Origin of the sequence: Streptomyces sp. NBC_01235, from assembly GCF_035989285.1 — a bacterium.
Classification (GTDB): domain Bacteria; phylum Actinomycetota; class Actinomycetes; order Streptomycetales; family Streptomycetaceae; genus Streptomyces.
The window spans coordinates 7642972-7657636 of the sequence record NZ_CP108513.1 but is presented as its reverse complement, the minus strand read 5'-3'; the positions used below and the strand labels follow the sequence as shown (position 1 = coordinate 7657636).

Sequence of the window (14665 nt, the reverse complement as noted above, 5' to 3'; positions counted from 1 at the left end):
GGGGCAACGGGGGCCGGAAGGACGAGTGGATGATCGACGCGTACGAGGATCCCGGCACGCCCGACTGTCGCGGCGGCTGGGCGTACCTGGCGTGGCTGGTGCGCTGCCAGCCGTGGCGGGCGCTGGCCGGGGCGGTGCTGGCCAGCGTCTGGATGGTGCTGCTGGCGGTGGCGCCGTATCTGCTGTCGAGGGCGGTGGACGACGGGCTGGAGCCCGGTGATACGGCCGCGCTGGCGGGCTGGACGGCGGCGCTGTTCGCCGTGGGCGCGTTCAACGCGTGGGTGAGCATCATGCGGCACCGCACGATGACGCGGGTGCGGATGGACGGCTACTTCCGCACGACCAAGGTCGTCGTCCGGCAGGCGGTGCGGCTCGGCGCCGGGCTGTCGCGGCAGGTGGGCACCGGGGAGGTCGTCACCATCGGGGTGGGCGACGTGCACACCATCGCGGGCTCGTTGACGGTGATCGGGCCGGGCGTCGGCTCGGTCGTCGTCTACGTCTTCGTCGCCGGGCTGCTGCTGTCCGTGTCGCCGCTGCTGGCGGCGGTCGTGCTGCTGGGGATGCCGGTGATCGCGGTGCTGGTGGGGCCGCTGATGGCGCGGTTGCAGGGCACGGAGGCCGAGTACCGGGAGCGGCAGGGCGTGCTCACCGCCCGGATCGGCGACCTCGCGGGCGGGTTGCGCGTGCTCAACGGGCTCGGCGGCAAGGGGCTGTTCGCGGACGCCTTCGACCGTGACTCGCAGCGGCTGCGGGCGCAGGGCTACCGGGTCGGGGCGGTCACCAGCTGGATGCAGGCGCTCGGGGTGGGCCTGCCGACGCTGTTCCTCGCCGTGGTGACGTGGCTGGCGGCCCGGCTCGCCGCCCAGGGCGACATGACGGTGGGCGAGTTGGTGTCGGTGTACGGCTATGTCGCCGTCCTGGTCGGCCCGGTGGCGTTCCTCGTCGACATGGGCTATCAGCTCAGCCGGGGTGTGGTGGCCGCCCGGCGGGTCGTCCGGCTGCTGCGGCTGGAGCCCGCCCCGGACACCGGGACCGCCGACGCGCCCGTCGAGCCGGCGGTGCTGCACGACCCGGTGTCGGGGGTGCGGGTGACGCCGGGCCGGCTCACCGCGCTGGTCGGCGCGCGGCACGCGGAGGTGAACGCCGTCGTGGACCGGCTCGGCCGGTACGGCCCCTCGGACGCCACCTGGGGCGGGGTGCGGCTGGACGCCATGCCGTTGGAACAGGTCAGGGCCGGGATCCTGGTCGCCGACCACGAGGCCGACCTGTTCGCGGGGAGCCTGCGCGAGGTGGTGACCGGACGGCGTGAGCCCTCCCCGGCGGATCTTGGGCGGGCGGTGCGGGCGGCGGCGGCCGACGACATCGTGCAGGGCCTGGCGGAGGGGCTGGACTCGCTCGTGACCGCACAGGGCCGCAGCCTCTCCGGGGGCCAGCGGCAGCGCGTCCGGCTGATGCGGGCGCTGCTGGCCGACCCCGAGGTGCTGCTGGCCGTCGAGCCGACGTCGGCGCTGGACGCGCACACGGAGGCGGCGGTCGCGCGGCGGCTGCGCGCGGCCCGGACCGGCCGGACCACGGTCGTCACCACCACCTCCCCGCTGGTCCTCGACCAGACGGAGACCGTGCACTACCTGGTCGACGGAAAGGTCGCGGCCACCGGCCACCACCGCGACCTGCTGGAACGTGAGCCGGGCTACCGGGCGTTGGTGGCACGGGACACCGAGGACGGCGATGACGCCGATCCGGACACGGGTAGGGACACCGGCGCCGAGGAGGCCGTGCGATGACGGTGACCGACACAACCTCCGGGCGACTGCCGGTCGCCGAGGCCACCGACGTACGCCGGGCGGCAACCCGCCTCGTACGGGCCGACGGGCGCGCCTTCACCGGCACCCTCACCCTGAACCCGACGGACGCCTGCTCGGACACCGGCGCCGAGGAGGCCGTGCGATGACGGTGACCGACACAACCTCCGGGCGACTGCCGGTCGCCGAGGCCACCGACGTACGCCGGGCGGCAACCCGCCTCGTACAGGCCGACGGGCGCGCCTTCACCGGCACCCTCACCCTGAACGTGCTCGCCGCCGGGGCCGGTCTCGCCGGGCCGTGGCTGCTGGGGCGGATCATCGACGAGGTGCGGGCCGGGCACGGAACCGGGGCCGTGGACCGGCTGGCGGCGGCCATCCTGGTCTGCGCGGCGGCGCAGTTGCTGCTGGCGCGCTGGGCCCGGTACGCGGGGCACCGCTTCGGCGAGCGGACGCTCGCACGGGTGCGGGAGGAGTTCGTCGGCCGGGCGCTGGCCCTGCCCGCGTCGGTCGTGGAGCGGGCCGGGACCGGCGATCTGACCACGCGCGGCACCGCCGACGTGGCGGCCGTGGGCACGACGTTGCGGGACGCCGGGCCCGACTTGCTGGTGCACACGGTCCAGGCGTTGATCACGCTCGGCGCGGTGTTCGTGATCGATCCGCTGCTCGGTGCGGTCGGGGTGCTCGGGCTGACCCCGATCTGGTTCGCGCTGCGCTGGTATCTGCGGCGGGCGCGCACGGCCTACCTCGCGGAGGGAGCGGCCTCCTCGGAGGTCGCCGAGATCGTCGCGTCGACGGCGTCCGGGGCGCGGACGGTCGAGGCGTTCCGGCTCCAGGAGCGGCGGACGGCGGCGAGCCGGGACGCCCTGGAGATCTCGCGGCTCACCCGCTTCCGCACGCTCCACCTGCGCACGGTGTTCTTCCCGGCGGTGGAGGTGTCGTACTCGCTTCCGGTGGCGGGCGCGCTGCTGGTGGGCGGCGTGCTGCACGCGCGAGGGGCGATGAGCCTGGGCGCGGTGGTGGCCGCCGCGCTGTACCTGCGGCAGTTCACCGAGCCCCTCGACCAGATCCTGGTGCGTGTCGAGCAACTGCAGAGCAGCGGCGCCTCGTTCGCCCGGGTGGAGGGCCTGGCGCGGGCGCCGCGCGCCGAGGCGGACGGCGCGGCGCCCGTCCCGGCGGACGACCGGATCGACGTGACGGGCGTGCGGTACGCCTACGAGCGCGGCGGCGAGGTGCTGCGCGGTGTCGACCTGACGGTGCGCCCCGGGGAGCGGCTCGCGGTCGTCGGCCCGTCCGGCGCGGGCAAGACGACGCTGAGCCGGCTGCTCGCGGGCGTGGACGCGCCGAGCGCGGGCACGGTGACGGTGGGCGGGGTGCCGGTCGCGGACCTGGCGCCCGAGACGCTGCGCCGGCAGGTCGTCCTGGTCACCCAGGAACACCACGTCTTCCTCGGCACGGTCCGCGACAATCTGCTGATCGCCGAACCGGCCGCGAGTGACGAGGAGTTGTGGGCGGCGCTGGCCGCTGTCGGCGCCGCCGACTGGGTGCGGGAGCTGCCCGGCGGCCTCGACGCCCGGCTGGGCGGGGGCGGTTGCCGTACGGACGGCTCGCAGGCCCAGCAACTCGCCCTGGCCCGGGTGGTGCTGGCCGACCCGCACACGCTGATCCTGGACGAGGCGACGGCCCTGCTGGACCCGACGACCGCCCGGCACACCGAGCGCGCCCTGGCCGCCGTCCTGCGAGGCCGTACGGTCATCGCCATCGCCCACCGCCTGCACACCGCGCACGACGCGGACCGGGTCGCCGTGATGGAGGACGGCCGCCTCACCGAACTCGGCACCCACGAGGCCCTGGTGACGGCGGACGGCGCGTACGCGGCACTGTGGCGGACGTGGCACGGGGAACGAACCGTCTCCGAATAGGAGACGGGGCCGCTTCCCTCCCCTCCCGCCCCGCGCCGTCGGTCAACGGCGGCGGCGCGCTCGGCGGTCGCGCGCCGCGCGCAGCCTCCCGGTAACGAGTCCGGGTTCGTCGCGCATGTGGGGCGGGACCAACCGTTTCGGCACGTTGAACCAGATGATCGCCAGGCCCAGCGCGACGGACACGAGGAGCAGTCCCGTGCAGCCCATGAAGCCCCAGAACAGGACCCCGTCGTCGGGCGCTCCCCGGCGCTGCCACAGCGCGCCGCACAGCAGGCCGCTGCCGAACAGGACCATGTCGGCGGTGTTCAGGACGGCGCCCCGGACCAGCCCCCGGCGGACCTCCGTCCCGAAGGGGAAGCCGGTCAGGGCCGCCGCCGTCGCGCGGGCCCGCTCGGGATCGCGCCAGATGTGCGGGGTGACCGAGGCCGCGTGGTAGGCGCCTGCGGCCCAGAAGACCCAGCCGAGAATCATGGCGAACACGTCCGGACTCCTGCCCTTCCGCCCTCGATGCGTCCGCCGCATTCGATGCATCCGACGCTCGCGATGCGTCCGACGCGTCGACCGTCATCGTGGCATACGGACGGCGGGTCGTGCCCGTGGCGGCGATTCCGCAAGTCGCCGGATATCGAACGCAACAGACCGGACAACGAACCGTTTCCGGCCAACTTCCTGACGCGCTCCTGACAGACAGCGCAATCCACTGCCACTCTTCCCACTGCTACTTCACAGCAACCCCACAGCTACACCCGCTCCATGTGCACGCTCCACGTACCGCCTTTGTTCTGCGTACCGCCTTTGTCGTGCCCGTACGGCTCACCCGCCGTCGGGTCTCCCCTGGCCGCGTGACCCGCGGCCGCGCAGAAGGAGTCAGTGTTGAGCAGCAGTTCCTCTCGCAGACGCACCCCCCACACCACCCCCCGCCGCGCCGCGGCCGTCGCCCTCGTCGGCGTCTCCGCGCTCATCGCCGCCGCCGTGCAGTCCGGCGCCGCGACCGCTGCCCCGGAGAAGGCACCGCAAGCGGCGGGCCGGGCCAACCCGGGCGCCGAGTCGGTGCGCCTCACCCCCGCCCAGCGCGCCGCGCTGATACGCGAGGCGGACGCCGGCAAGACGGCGACCGCCAAGGAGCTGGGCCTGGGCGCCAAGGAGGCGCTCGTCGTCCGTGACGTCGTCAAGGACGCCGACGGCACCCTGCACACCCGCTACGAGCGCACCTACGCCGGCCTCCCGGTCCTCGGCGGCGACCTGGTCGTCGACACGGCGAAGTCCGGCGCCACCGAGGGCGTCACCAAGGCCACCCGGGCCACCATCAAGGTCGCCTCGCTCTCCCCCACGTTCAGCGCGGCCAAGGCGGAGAAGCAGGCGCTGAGCCTCGCCACGGCCGCCGGCGCCGAGAAGGCGGACACCGACCGGGCGCCACGCAAGGTGATCTGGGCGGCGAACGGCACGCCGGTCCTGGCGTACGAGACGGTCGTCGGCGGTCTCCAGGAGGACGGCACCCCGAACGAGCTGCACGTCGTCACCGACGCGGCCACGGGCGCGAAGCTCTACGAGTACCAGGGCGTCGAGACCGGCACCGGCAACACGATGTACAGCGGCCAGGTCACCCTGGGCACCACGCAGTCGGGGTCGACGTACAACCTGACCGACGCGGCGCGCGGCGGGCACAAGACGTACAACCTCAACAAGGGCACCTCCGGCACCGGCACGCTCTTCTCCGGCGCGGACGACATCTGGGGCACCGGAGCCGCGTCCAACGCGGAGACCGCGGCCGCCGACGCGCACTACGGCGCTGCCCTCACGTGGGACTACTACAAGAACGTGCACGGTCGCTCCGGCATCAAGGGCGACGGCGTCGGCGCGTACTCACGCGTCCACTACGGCAACAACTACGTCAACGCGTTCTGGCAGGACAGCTGCTTCTGCATGACGTACGGAGACGGCTCGGGCAACACCCACCCGCTCACCGCCATCGACGTGGCCGGCCATGAGATGACGCACGGCGTCACCGCCAACACCGCGGGCCTCAACTACAGCGGCGAGTCCGGCGGCCTCAACGAGGCCACCTCGGACATCTTCGGCACCTCGGTCGAGTTCTACGCCCAGAACTCCTCGGACGTCGGTGACTACCTCATCGGCGAGGAGATCGACATCAACGGCGACGGCACGCCGCTGCGTTACATGGACAAGCCGAGCAAGGACGGCTCGTCGAAGGACAGTTGGTACTCGGGCATCGGGTCGGTCGACGTGCACTACTCGTCGGGCCCGGCGAACCACTTCTTCTACCTGCTGAGCGAGGGCAGCGGCGCCAAGGTCATCAACGGCGTCAGCTACAACTCGCCGACCGCGGACGGCCTTGCTGTCACCGGCATCGGCCGCGACAAGGCGGAGAAGATCTGGTTCCGCGCGCTCAGCACGAAGTTCACCTCGACCACCAACTACGCGGCGGCCCGCACCGGCACGCTGGCGGCGGCCGGTGAGCTGTACGGCACCACCTCCACCGAGTACAAGGCGGTGCAGGACGCGTGGGCCGGCGTCGCGGTCGGCGCCCGCTCCGGCGGCGGCGGTGGTGGCGGCACCTCGTTCGAGAACACCGCCGACGTATCGATTCCGGACAACGGTGCGGCGGTCACCTCGTCGGTCACCGTCTCCGGGCGGACGGGCAACGCCCCGTCGAACCTGTCGGTCTCGGTCGACATCGTCCACACCTACATCGGTGACCTTCAGGTGCAGCTGGTCGCCCCCGACGGCACGGCGTACACGCTGAAGGCGTACGGCACCGGCGGAAGCACGGACAACCTGAACACCACGTACACCGTGAACGCCTCGTCCGAAGTCGCCAACGGGACCTGGCAGTTGAAGGTCCAGGACAACGCGGCCCAGGACACCGGCTACATCAACAGCTGGAAGCTGACCTTCCCGTAGGCCTCGGGCCCGCACGGGCCACGCACAGCCACCCGAAAGACAGCGCACAGGACGCCGTCCCGGAGGCTCGGCTCCTCCCGGGACGGCGCCCCCATTTTACCGGCCCCTTACCGACGCCCTGTTGGCCCATTACCCAGGTCAAGTCCGTTTACATTCCAGCAACGTTCACCAGACAGACGATTTTCGGCCAACATCACTTCGGGGTCCTGACATGTACGCGCCTTGATGCCAGTCTTCCTTCACCCGCCGCACAACTTCACACCCGTCACGGACGGCCGCCCCACGCCGCCCGGACCCCCCACACCCAAGGAGCTTGTGTGACCTCCCTCTACGCGCGTCACAAGCGCACCACTCTGGCCATTGCGACCGCCGTCGCGGCCGGAGCCCTGGTCACCACCGGCCTGACCGCCGGTACCGCTGCCGCCCAGGTCCCGGTCGAGTCGACCGCCAAGTCGGTCCCGCTGGCCGCTCCGGTCCAGCTGTCGGCCGCGGCCCGCACGACGCTGCTCAAGCAGCAGCAGGCCGACGCGCCCGAGACCGCCCAGTCGATAGGCCTCGGCGCCAAGGAGAAGCTGGTCGTCAAGGACGTCGTGAAGGACGCCGACGGCACGGTCCACACCCGCTACGAGCGCACCTACGCGGGCCTGCCGGTCCTCGGCGGCGACCTGGTCGTCCACGAGTCCGCCGCCGGCGCGGCCAAGGGTGTCACCAAGGCCAACACGGCCACCATCAAGGTGGCCACGCTGACCCCGAAGGTCGCCACCGCCAAGGCCGAGAAGCAGGCGCTGACCGCCGCCAAGGCCGCGGGCTCGGAGTCCACCGCCGCCGACCAGGCCCCCCGCAAGGTGATCTGGGCGGCGAACGGCACGCCCGTCCTCGCCTACGAGACCGTCGTCGGCGGCCTCCAGGACGACGGCACCCCGAGCAAGCTGCACGTCATCACCGACGCGGCCACCGGCAAGAAGCTGTACGAGTACCAGGGCGTCGAGAACGCGACCGGCACCGGCAAGACGCTGTACTCGGGCAACGTCAGCCTCACCACCACCCTGTCGGGCTCGACGTACCAGCTGACCGACGCCTCGCGCGGAGGCCACAAGACGTACAACCTGAAGCACACCTCCAGCTCCGGCACCGGCACGCTGTTCACCGACGCGGACAACACGTGGGGCACCGGCGCGGCCTCCAGCTCCACCACCGACCAGACCGCGGCCGCCGACGCCGCCTACGGCGCGCAGGAGACCTGGGACTTCTACAAGTCCACCTTCGGCCGCAGCGGCATCAAGAACGACGGTGTCGGCGCCTACTCGCGCGTCCACTACGGCAGCTCGTACGTCAACGCCTTCTGGGACGACGACTGCTTCTGCATGACCTACGGCGACGGTGACAGCAACACCCACCCGCTGACCTCGCTGGACGTGGCCGGCCACGAGATGAGCCACGGCGTCACCGCCAACACCGCGGGCCTGAACTACTCGGGCGAGTCCGGCGGCCTGAACGAGGCCACCTCGGACATCTTCGGCACCGGCGTGGAGTTCTACGCGGGCAACTCGTCCGATGTCGGCGACTACCTCATCGGCGAGAAGATCGACATCAACGGCGACGGCACCCCGCTGCGCTACATGGACAAGCCCAGCAAGGACGGCGGCTCGGCGGACTCCTGGTCCTCCACCGTCGGCAACAAGGACGTCCACTACTCGTCGGGCGTCGCGAACCACTTCTTCTACCTCCTCTCGGAGGGCAGCGGTTCGAAGACGATCAACGGCGTGACCTACAACTCGCCGACGTCCAACGGCTCCACGGTCACCGGCATCGGCCGCGCCAAGGCGCTGCAGATCTGGTACAAGGCGCTGACGACGTACTTCACGTCGACGACGAACTACAAGTCGGCGCGTACGGGGACGCTGAGCGCGGCCTCGGCGCTGTACGGCGGCACCAGCAGCACCGAGTACAAGGCGGTGGCGGCGGCCTGGTCGGCGGTCAACGTCTCCTAGTTCTCCAGTAGTCGAGACAGGGCGGCACCCGGGAGGAAGGCATCCCCGGGTGCCGCCCTACTCTTGGCTCCCATGCCTCCCAACGACTTCACCTACGACGACGTCGGCGCGACCCGCGACCACCCCGGCTTCTGCCCGCCGGGCTTCCACCCCCTCCACGTCCGCACCCGCCTCGGCGAGGGCCACGAGGTCTTCCGCCGCGCCGCGGAAGCGGTCATGACGTGGGAGATGCACCGCGCACTGGGCATGGGCCTCGACGCCTCCGCGGAACGCGCGGCCCCGGACGTCGACGTCACGATCACCCTGGCCGGACTCATCAAGGCCCCCTGCCGCGTGGTCTGGACGGTGGAGGAACACCGCCGCGCCGGCTGGGCGTACGGCACCCTCTCCGGCCACCCCGAGTGCGGCGAGGAGTCCTTCGTGGTCGACCGCACGGGAGACGGCACGGTCTGGCTGACGGTATCGGCGTTCAGCCGCGCCGCGAAGTGGTACACGAGGGCAGGCGGGCCGGCGGCCCGGGGCTTGCAGCAGGCGTACGCGCGTCGGTGCGGGGTGGTGCTGCGGGGGTTGTGCGAAGAGGTCGCCGAGGACTGACCGGCCGAATGGCGATGACGACCGGCACGCTAGTCATCGAGGCCGCCTCCCATACCGCGCAGAGCGGCACTGATCTGCTCATCCGTGGCGGCGGGGAGGTCGAGGTCCGGGACATCCAGGTCCCCCATGAGTCGGTATTCGCGCGCCCGGAGCGGTACGTCTTCGGGCTGACTCGATTCTGCGTCCACGCTTCGACCGTACTGCCACGCACCACACCTCGACTGCTGCCCTCCGCCGCACCTACAAGCCCGCCCGCACCACGGCACCCCGCCGCCCACTCACCTCGAACCACAACAGCTTCCCGGCACCCCGCCCGAGCGGCCAGCCGCCCCACCAGTCCGCGTACTCCTGCACCAGGTACAACCCGCGCCCGCTCTCGCCGCCGACCGGGACGGGCGGAAGACGGTCCCCAGGAGGCTTGGCGAACGGCGCGGGGATGTACGGATGACTGTCCCAGACGCCGACCCTGAGCCGCCCGTCGCCGAGGGCGGTGAGCCGGAGCGAGGCGGGACCCTTGGTGTGCAGGTACGCGTTGGTGACCAACTCGCTCGTCAACAGTTCGACAGCATCGAGCACTTCACGCATGCCGTGCCCGCCGAGTGCCGCTCTTACGGTCATACGTGCGACACGTGCGGCTCTGGGGTCATGCGGCAGACGGAGGGCGTACACCCAAGTGTCGGGCGAGGCTACGGTGACCATCAGGACCTCCGGGAGGAAGAGGAGGGGGAAGGAGATGAGGCAGAGGAAGGGAACTTGGACGACTCGCTCACGTCCGCGCCGTGCGGTGGCATTGCCTGGTCGGTGCGCTTCCGGCTTATGGGTGCGGGGTGTTGAGCGGGTACGTGACCACCGTAGGGCAGATGGTTAGATAGCTCTAACTAAATCGACAGTAAACCTCCAACCTTCACTCGTGTGAGGGACCGGAGCGCCGCGTTGCGGCAAGGAAGGAGACTCCGTGCCGCCCACCAACAGCCCCACGCTCCGTCAGCGGAGGCTGGGCGCGGAACTGCGCAAACTCCGCGAGCGCACCGGGCTCACCACCACCGGCGCCGCCCAACTGCTCGGCGTCAACCAGGCGCGCATCAGCATGATCGAGACGGGGCGCACGCCAGTCAGCGCCGACCGCATCCGCTCCATGGCCCACGCCTACGACTGCTCCGACGAGCGGCTCGTCGACGCCCTCGCCGCGATGACGGGCCGACGCACTCGCGGCTGGTGGGAGGAGTACCGCGAACACGTCCCCGTCGCACTCGTCGACCTGGCCGAACTGGAGCACCACGCCACCGCACTCCGCGTGGCACTCCTCCTCCACATCCCGGCACTGCTCCAGACCACCGACCACGCCCGAGCCCTGTTCCAGGCCGTGGTCCCGCCCATGCGGCCGTACGAGATCGAGCACCGCCTCACCCACCGCATGAAGCGCCAGGGTGTCCTGCACAAGGAGAACCCGCCCCCGTACACGGCGATCATTCACGAGGCGGCGCTACGCATGGGCTTCGGCGGCCCCGTCGTCACACGCGGCCAACTGAAACACCTGCTCGACATGACCGAACTTCCGCACGTCACCGTCCGCGTCATCCCCTTCGACACGGACGACTTCCCGACCACGGGCCAGTCCTTCGACTTCGTGGAAGGTCCGCTCCGCCAACTCGACACGGTTCAGCTGGACTCACACCACGGTGCCTGCGAATTCCTCGACGCAGAGGCCCAGTTGGACAAGTACCGGGCCGTACTCGACCGCATGGAATCCTGCGCCCTGGCCACCACCGCGTCACGCGACTTCATCCACCACCGCATACAGGACCTGTGAAAGGACCAGCCGTGCAGCCCCTCCACTGGCAGAAGTCGTCCTACAGCGGCGACGGCTCGAACTGCGTCAACGTCGCCGCCGGCCACACGCGCACACTCCACCTCCGCGAGAGCGACGAGCCGGAGGTCGTCCTCACGACGACGACGACTCGCCTGCGCGCCTTGATATCCGGCCTCAAGGACCACCCGGAGCTGTTCCAACGCCCCTGAACAGTTCGGGCGACACGTCACATCACCGCACCGATGAGACAGAGCACCGCCCCGATTCCCAGCAGTCCCAGGCCGAAACCCCCGGCGAAGAGCACGACAAGCCGCTCTCCGTCGAAGTCGAGATCCTCGAGGACTCCCGTCATCGCGTACCGCGGCTTCCGGCTGTCGTACACGACCGGCACGACCGTGCCCTCAGGGCCAGGCAGCCCCTGCATGTACTCGTGGAATCTGGCAGGCGGCACGCCCTCCGGCAGACAGACGTCGAAATAGACCCGCTGCGATCGGGGGTTCGCGTATTCATGGAACCTATAAACCGCCTGGCCGTTGACACCGTGATACTTCAGTTTCCGCATGACGCGGTACTTGACGATATTGCCTGATATCGCAAACAGGGCAAAGCATCCGAACATGATGAGGACACAGCCCAGGACCACAGGAAACGACACGACTCCCCCACTCTTCCCACCCGCGTGGAGCCGCATCGTAGTCGACGTCCAGAACCTGCCTCTTGGGCCGCAGCCCGGCCGGGCTCTGCCGTGACAGGACCGGGCCCGCTCGCATCCCACCCATGCCACGTCAAGGTCGGCGCGATCCCATCACCAAAGATTTCAGAGCCTCAGAACCGGTGGGCCGAGGTCAGGTACGGGACACCACGCCGCAGCTCTCGTCGCGGTTCTCGTCGAGGTCCTGGCTGCGGTCGTACGGGTCGGTGGTCGGCCCGGTCGGAGTCGCACCCGTGGGCTCGGCCGTCGTCCCGGCCGTCGAGAACTCCGGATGCAGAAAGCCGTCGTAGACGTCGCAGGCGGAGTTGCCGATGTCCCGGTCGTATTTACGGACCGCGATCTTGCCCGGCGTGACGATGTACTTGGTGGGATCGGACAGCTCGAGGTCGAGTACGCGACGAACGATGGTGCGGGACACCTCGGTCGGGACGTCCTTGTCGACGCGCACCAGCGGGTAGACGAAGGTGTAGTCGGCGTGGACGACGACGGACGCTTGCTCACCGGCCTTGAACGTCATCCGTCCCCGGGTCTTGACCACATCGCCCGCCAGACGCAGTTGCTTGGGATCGAAGCGGCTGAACATCCCCAGCGGGTCGTGTTCCTTGTCCGGCTTGCTCAGCCCGGTGTTCAACAGCTGGAGCAGGTCCTTCTGCCGTGGTTCGATCACCGAGAGCGCGGCCGTGGGACGTTCGCCGCGCAGGGTGGCCGGGTCGAGGTTCGCGTCGATCAGGAGCTTCCTGGTCTGCTGCAGCGCCTGCTCCACCTGGGCCTTGGACAGCGAACCGACCGGAGCCGCCTTCGGCAGGACGATGCCGGCCGCGCCGTCGGCCCACTGCAGTGCCGGGGAGCCTGCGAACGGCCGCTTGAGCGTGGGGGTTTCGGGATCCACCGAGCCGGGCGCGCGGGTCGGAGCCGCGGTCTCCGCCGGCAGCGGTGAGGCGGAAGCGGCGGCCTCCGGATTCCCGGCGCCGAAGGGATCACCGGGCAGCAGCGACGGCCGCATCGCCACGACGGCCAGAGCGATCACGACGGGCACACCGAGGATCGCCCACCGTCGCCGCTTCCGAGTGGCTTTCGCTTCCATCTCCTGCAGGGCCGGACCGGCACGCCAGCTATCGGGCAGCTCACCGCGCGCCTCCTGCTGCCGCAGCCGCTCCGTGACCATACGAGCCCGCGCGGACGGCTCCTTCGGGGCGGAGGAAGGTATCTCGCGTTCGCTGTCCTGGACGAACTTCGCCCATTCCTCATCGGATATGGAGCTGCTGAACCCGGGAGACGACCCGCCTTCGCCCCCATCCCCCTCTTCCGAACCGGATCTGTGCTCTTCGGACGGTCTGTCGGACACGCGCCGTCGGCCTCTCTGTGAGTCAATTCCCGGGCCGCACAGCCTATGTCAGCCCTGCTCGGGCGCGGCGGGGACATGGTCTCGACCGGCCAGGGCGTTGCCCAACTCCCCGCGAACGAGCTCGGATCCTCATCCCCCTGAGCCCGGCACCCCCGTCTCGACGGGATCGCCGGGCTGCGGTCACGTCCGCTGGAGTGGTGTATTGACGGCCACTCGGCGATCTCGTTTTGAGGTTATGCGGTGAGTTCGGTCGGGAGGACGGTGTCGTCGGTTTCTGACTCGATCGGGTGGAGGCGAGCCTTGGCGAGCAGGTCGAGTCCCATGTATCGGCGGGCTTCGGTCCACTCGTCGTTCTGCTCGGCCAGCACCGCGCCGACGAGTCGGATGAGGGCGGTGCGGTCGGGGAAGATGCCGACCACGTCCGTGCGGCGGCGGATTTCCTTGTTCAGTCGCTCCTGCGGATTGTTCGACCAGATCTGCCGCCAGATCTCGCGGGGGAACGCGGTGAACGCCAGCAGTTCGTGCTGGGCGGAGTCCAAGTGGGCTGCCGCCTTGGGGAACTTGGCCTCCATCGCGTCCAGCACATGTCGCATCTGGGCCTGGACGGCGTCGGCATCGGGCTGTTCGAAGACCGTCCGCAGCAGTGTGGCCACCCAGGGCTGGGCGGACTTCGGCACCTGGCTGAGCAGATTCCGGGCGTAATGCGTGCGGCATCGCTGCCAGGAGGCGCCGGGCAGGACCGCGCCGATCGCGTTCACCAGGCCGGTGTGGGCGTCGGAGACGACCAGCTGGACGCCGGACAGGCCACGGGCGGTCAGGGAGCGCAGGAAGGCGAGCCAGCCGGCACCGTCCTCGGCGGTGGCGACGTCGATGCCGAGGATCTCGCGGTGGCCGTCGGCATTGACTCCGACCGCGATCAGCGCGTGGACGTTGATGATGCGGCCGCCCTCGCGGACCTTCTGGGTCAGTGCGTCGACCCAGACGAACGCGTAGGGTCCGGCGTCGAGGGGCCGGTTGCGGAACGCGGCGACCTGCTCGTCCAGGTGCTTGGCCATCGCGCTGACCTGCGACTTCGACAGCTGGGTGACGCCGAGGGACTCGGCGAGCTTCTCGACTCGGCGGGTGGAGACGCCGAGCAGGTAGGCGGTGGCGACCACCGAGATCAGGGCCTGCTCGGCCCGGCGGCGCCGTTCGAGGAGCCAGTGCGGGAAGTAACTGCCCTGGCGCAGCTTGGGGACGGCCAGTTCGACGGTGCCGGCCCTCGTATCCCACTCGCGTGGGCGGTAGCCGTTGCGGTGGTTGACGCGTTCGTCGCTGACCTGCCCGTATTCGGCATTGCAGAGGGCGTCGGCCTCCGCGGACATGAGCGCATCGGCGAACGTCTTGACCATCGCGCGCAGCAGATCGGGACTCGCCGCGGCGAGGTTGTCCTCGGCGAGGGCGTGCAGGGGCAGACTGTCAGGTGCGGTCATCGTGCTGATCTCCTTCGAGGCTTCGACACTTCGAAGATCAGCCGGTGGCCGTTCATCTATGCGGGCACCATCCCGATGCCGGAGCAAACCCCCGGA

14 protein-coding genes are annotated in these 14665 nt (G+C 70.4%); 8 read left to right on the top strand and 6 right to left on the bottom strand.

Going from position 1 to position 14665, the window contains the following annotated elements:
- Positions 1-29 precede the first annotated feature (29 nt).
- Genes OG289_RS34585 through OG289_RS34575 form a run of 3 tightly spaced genes read left to right on the top strand, consistent with a single transcriptional unit; the run spans position 30 to position 3723 of the window.
- The gene (locus OG289_RS34585; RefSeq protein ID WP_327317970.1) at positions 30-1784 is read left to right on the top strand and encodes an ABC transporter ATP-binding protein; all 1755 of its coding nucleotides are present in this window, start codon (positions 30-32) and stop codon (positions 1782-1784) included.
- Positions 1781-1951 (top strand): hypothetical protein, encoded by a 171-nt coding sequence (locus OG289_RS34580; protein WP_327317969.1) that lies wholly within the window; start codon positions 1781-1783, stop codon positions 1949-1951. The genes OG289_RS34585 and OG289_RS34580 overlap by 4 nt, the downstream gene beginning before the upstream one ends.
- Positions 1948-3723, top strand: coding sequence for an ABC transporter ATP-binding protein (locus OG289_RS34575; protein ID WP_327317968.1), 1776 nt, complete (start codon positions 1948-1950; stop codon positions 3721-3723). The genes OG289_RS34580 and OG289_RS34575 overlap by 4 nt, the downstream gene beginning before the upstream one ends.
- Before the next feature lie 42 nt (positions 3724-3765).
- Here the strand turns inward: OG289_RS34575 and OG289_RS34570 are convergent, their stop codons facing one another.
- The gene (locus OG289_RS34570; protein WP_442818998.1) at positions 3766-4203 is read right to left on the bottom strand and encodes a hypothetical protein; all 438 of its coding nucleotides are present in this window, start codon (positions 4201-4203) and stop codon (positions 3766-3768) included.
- A gap of 393 nt (positions 4204-4596) precedes the next feature.
- On the opposite strand from OG289_RS34570, the gene OG289_RS34565 reads away from it, so the two are divergent.
- The 3 genes from OG289_RS34565 (at position 4597) to OG289_RS34555 (ending at position 9230) form a co-directional block, all read left to right on the top strand.
- Entirely contained in the window at positions 4597-6645 is a 2049-nt protein-coding gene (locus OG289_RS34565) for a M4 family metallopeptidase (RefSeq protein ID WP_327317967.1), read from the top strand.
- A gap of 317 nt (positions 6646-6962) precedes the next feature.
- Positions 6963-8636, top strand: coding sequence for a M4 family metallopeptidase (locus OG289_RS34560; RefSeq protein WP_327317966.1), 1674 nt, complete (start codon positions 6963-6965; stop codon positions 8634-8636).
- Between the two features lie 72 nt (positions 8637-8708).
- Positions 8709-9230 carry a DUF1990 domain-containing protein gene (locus tag OG289_RS34555; RefSeq protein WP_327317965.1) on the top strand — a complete coding sequence of 174 codons (522 nt, stop codon included), beginning with the start codon at positions 8709-8711 and terminating at the stop codon, positions 9228-9230.
- Positions 9231-9259: 29 nt separating this feature from the next.
- On the opposite strand, the gene OG289_RS34550 is transcribed toward OG289_RS34555, so the two are convergent.
- Together OG289_RS34550 and OG289_RS34545 are read right to left on the bottom strand one after the other, a co-directional pair.
- Positions 9260-9418, bottom strand: coding sequence for a hypothetical protein (locus OG289_RS34550; protein ID WP_327317964.1), 159 nt, complete (start codon positions 9416-9418; stop codon positions 9260-9262).
- A 52-nt stretch (positions 9419-9470) separates the two neighbouring features.
- A complete protein-coding gene (locus tag OG289_RS34545; RefSeq protein WP_327317963.1) occupies positions 9471-9929 on the bottom strand; it encodes an ATP-binding protein in 459 nt (152 codons plus the stop codon).
- Positions 9930-10185: 256 nt separating this feature from the next.
- Here OG289_RS34545 and OG289_RS34540 point away from each other — a divergent pair, with 256 nt between their 5' ends.
- Together OG289_RS34540 and OG289_RS34535 are read left to right on the top strand one after the other, a co-directional pair.
- Complete coding sequence (locus OG289_RS34540) at positions 10186-11040, top strand: helix-turn-helix domain-containing protein (RefSeq protein ID WP_327317962.1); 855 nt, start codon at positions 10186-10188, stop codon at positions 11038-11040.
- Between the two features lie 11 nt (positions 11041-11051).
- The gene (locus OG289_RS34535) at positions 11052-11249 is read left to right on the top strand and encodes a DUF397 domain-containing protein (RefSeq protein WP_327317961.1); all 198 of its coding nucleotides are present in this window, start codon (positions 11052-11054) and stop codon (positions 11247-11249) included.
- 17 nt (positions 11250-11266) lie between these two features.
- Here OG289_RS34535 and OG289_RS34530 read toward each other — a convergent pair whose 3' ends face one another.
- From OG289_RS34530 to OG289_RS34520, 3 genes are all read right to left on the bottom strand, one after another.
- A complete protein-coding gene (locus OG289_RS34530) occupies positions 11267-11695 on the bottom strand; it encodes a hypothetical protein (RefSeq protein ID WP_327317960.1) in 429 nt (142 codons plus the stop codon).
- A gap of 190 nt (positions 11696-11885) precedes the next feature.
- Entirely contained in the window at positions 11886-13097 is a 1212-nt protein-coding gene (locus tag OG289_RS34525; RefSeq protein ID WP_327317959.1) for a hypothetical protein, read from the bottom strand.
- 233 nt (positions 13098-13330) lie between these two features.
- The gene (locus tag OG289_RS34520) at positions 13331-14569 is read right to left on the bottom strand and encodes an IS256 family transposase (protein WP_327317958.1); all 1239 of its coding nucleotides are present in this window, start codon (positions 14567-14569) and stop codon (positions 13331-13333) included.
- Positions 14570-14665: the final 96 nt, after the last annotated feature.